This window comes from Streptomyces sp. NPDC093544, from assembly GCF_040683495.1.
Classification (GTDB): Bacteria; Actinomycetota; Actinomycetes; order Streptomycetales; family Streptomycetaceae; genus Streptomyces.
Genome location: NZ_JBFBEA010000073.1, coordinates 1 through 3242 on the forward strand (window position 1 = coordinate 1; position 3242 = coordinate 3242).

Consider the following 3242-nt stretch of genomic DNA (forward strand, 5'->3'; position numbering starts at 1 on the left):
TGCGGGCCGACCGGCCCGCACGACACCCCCTCAGTCTTTGCCGGATGCGTGCCTCAGTCGTGTACCTCGCCGAAGAAGCCCGGGTCGACCGAGTCGAGCTTGAGGGCGGAGCTGCGGTGGAGGTCGAGGAGTTCGGCCAGGGGGGCCGGGCGGCGGGTGGTGGCCGACAGGTCGCGGCGGGCGTCGGCCGACCAGAGGAACGGTAGGACGGAGAGACCCTGGACGCCGGTCAGGGCGCCGGACTCGCCCCGCCAGCCGGGCCAGCGCAGGGTGTCGTAGAACTGCTCCATGCCGCCGGTCAGGAGCCAGTTGAGCCAGGCCGCGTGGCCCACTTCGAGGGACTCCCAGCGCAGCGAGTCCGGTGCGAAGTAGATCATCTCGCTGGGCCGTCCCGGGCGGCCGTCGGCTTCGGGGTCGGGGCCGTTCAGGACGAAGACGCCGCCCAGGACGTCATGGCCGATGACGAGTCCGCCCTCAGGCCGCCACGTGGGATCGAAGCGGGCGGGGAACTCGTTGACCTCGGCGAGTCCGGGCGGGCCGGTGGGCGTCTCCTCGCCCGGACTGCCGTAGACGCGCAGCCATCCGCTGTCCAGCACCACTCCGCCGCAGTTGAGCGCGAGCGCGCCCAGCCAGGACTTGGCCGTGACCTGCAACTGGAGCAGGGTCCCGCGGCCCTGCGCGGGGTCCACCGGGAGCACTTCCAGTGATACCGAGCTCGTGGTGGAGAGCTTCTCGGAGAGGAGCGGCCACGCGGGCTCCTCGACATCGGTCAGCTCGGTCAGGTCTCGCATGGATTCCCCGATGGGTCCGGGCGCCGCAGCACCGCGCTCAGTAGGCCGCCGTGCGCTCCCGGCGCACCGAGTAGGTCACGAACCCGGCGCCCAGGCCGAGGAAGAGGGTGCCGCCGATGACGTACGGCGTCGTGTCGACGCTTCCGGTGTCGGCCAGCCGGGTCTGCTCGCCGCCCAGCTGCGGCTCGGGCTCCGTGGAGGTCCCGTCCACAGTGGTCGTCGTGGCGGGACCGGCCGACGGACTGGCTGGTGCACTGGTTGATGTCGAGACGTGCTCGACGGGCTCGTCCTGGGACGCTTTGGCGGACGGGACGAACCACAGGGCCCCCAGGAGGGTCCCCGCGGCAGTGGCGGTCAGCAACGATCGACGTGCGGCGGACACGAAATATCGATCCCCTTGTGGCGCTGGCGAATTGGCCGTGTAGGGCGATGCTAATGAAAGGCGCGGGTCGTGGGAAAGTCGCGGAACCTGTGGGTCGTACGCTCCGTCCCATGAGTACTCCTGAGACAGCACAGTTTGTCCGGCTTCGTGTCGAACTGGTGCTTGAAGTCGACGACGCCGACGCCGTCGCCAAGGCCGCGCTGCGGCGGATCGCCGAGGACACCGCCATGCCGGCCGATGAGCGGACGCACGCCGAGAACGCAGTGACGGAAGACACTGCCGAGGCCCTCGCCTATCTCGTCGACCCGTTCGACCTGGTCAGCGAGGTGCCCGGGATCGAACTCGCCCAGGCTTCCTGGAGCAGTGAGCCGATCGACTACGACCCCGATTCGCCGGATTGGGACCTCGACGAGGATGATGACGCCGAGGATGGCGAGGAAGTCGGCGTCGGCTGAAGCTTCTTGGGGAAATCGTGACCCCGGGCGGCAACCGCCGTCCGGGGTTTTCTCGTCTCAGGAGATTGCGGGAGGCGCACGGATCACCTCCGTGCCCCCGCCTCGGACGTGGTGTGCCCCACACATCCACCGGATGTGGAACGGGATGAACCGGCCGTAGCGTTGAAAGTTCTTACGGGGCTCTCACGGTTTTTTGGGTACTCGGCAACGATGGAGAAGCGTGTGATGACGGATGGTAAGCGGCGCAGGGGCCTGATGGTCGCCTCCGCACTGCTCGGTGGGGTGCTCGCGCTCTCTGCGTGCAGCGGGAGCGACGACAAGGCCGGCGGTGACGACGGCGACACCAGCAGTGCGCAGGCCAGCGCCGACGCGGCCGCCGCCAAGAAGACATCCGAGGCGGCGATCGCGATCACGCCCAAGGACGGTTCCAACAACGCCTCCATCAACAACGCGGCCAAGGTCACCGTGAGCAAGGGCACGCTCACGGAGGTCACCATGGAGACCGCGGACGGCACCGCCGTCGCCGGCGAGATATCCGCGGACAAGGCGAGCTGGGCGCCCACCGGTCAGCTGGAGCGCTCCACCACGTACAAGATCACGGCCGCGGCCACCGACTCCGAGGGCCGCGTCGCCCACGAGAACGGGTCGTTCACCACGGTCTCCCCGGCCAACAGCTTCATCGGCAACTTCACGCCGGAGGACGGCTCGACCGTCGGCGTCGGCATGCCGGTCTCGATCAACTTCGACAAGTCGATCACGAACAAGGCCGAGGTGCAGAAGGGGATCACCGTCTCCTCCAGCAGCGGCCAGGAGGTCGTCGGTCACTGGTTCAGCGCCAACCGCCTGGACTTCCGCCCCGAGGACTACTGGACCGGCGGCTCCACCGTCACCCTCAAGCTGAACCTCGACGGGGTCGAGGGCGCGAGCGGTCTGTACGGCGTGCAGCAGAAGACGGTCACCTTCAAGATCGGCCGTAACCAGGTCTCGATCGTCGACGCCAAGACCAAGACCATGAAGGTCACGCAGGACGGCAAGACGATCAAGACCATCCCGATCTCCGCCGGTTCGCCCGAGAACAAGACGTACCAGGGCGTCATGGTGATGTCGGAGAAGTTCAAGGAGACCCGGATGGACGGCGCGACGGTCGGCTTCACGGACGACGACGGCAAGGGCGAGTACGACATCAAGGACGTGCCGCACGCCATCCGCCTGTCCGCCTCCGGCACCTTCATCCACGGCAACTACTGGGGCGCCAAGTCCGTCTTCGGCAGCGTCAACACCAGCCACGGCTGTGTGGGCCTGTCGGACACCAAGGGCGCGAACGACCCGAACACCACTGCCGCCTGGTTCTACAACAACTCGATGATCGGCGACGTGGTCGTCGTCCAGAACACCGGCGACAAGACCATCGCCCCGGACAACGGCCTCAACGGCTGGAACCTGGACTGGGCGGCGTGGAAGGCCGGTTCGGCCGCCTGACACACCGTGAGACCCTGCTTCGTTCGAAGGCCCGCACCTGTCGGCGAATTCCAGGGGTCGTCGCAACACGTGATCACTGACGTGTGGTGGCGAGCAGTTTAGACAGACGCTCGGCTGGGGTTTCCCAGCCGAGCG

General features: G+C 67.7%; 4 protein-coding genes. 2 read left to right on the forward strand and 2 right to left on the reverse strand.

All coding sequences use genetic code 11. From position 1 onward, the window contains the following. Positions 1–53 precede the first annotated feature (53 nt). A complete protein-coding gene (locus AB0N66_RS42385) occupies positions 54–791 on the reverse strand; it encodes a DUF2625 family protein (protein WP_365446340.1) in 738 nt (245 codons plus the stop codon). 37 nt (positions 792–828) lie between these two features. After that, positions 829–1173, reverse strand: a complete 345-nt coding sequence (locus AB0N66_RS42390; RefSeq protein ID WP_365446343.1) for a hypothetical protein — start codon at positions 1171–1173, stop codon at positions 829–831. A 110-nt stretch (positions 1174–1283) separates the two neighbouring features. Here AB0N66_RS42390 and AB0N66_RS42395 point away from each other — a divergent pair, with 110 nt between their 5' ends. Next, positions 1284–1628 carry a hypothetical protein gene (locus tag AB0N66_RS42395; protein WP_365446346.1) on the forward strand — a complete coding sequence of 115 codons (345 nt, stop codon included), beginning with the start codon at positions 1284–1286 and terminating at the stop codon, positions 1626–1628. A gap of 210 nt (positions 1629–1838) precedes the next feature. Then, positions 1839–3107, forward strand: coding sequence for an Ig-like domain-containing protein (locus tag AB0N66_RS42400; protein WP_365446349.1), 1269 nt, complete (start codon positions 1839–1841; stop codon positions 3105–3107). Positions 3108–3242 lie beyond the last annotated feature (135 nt).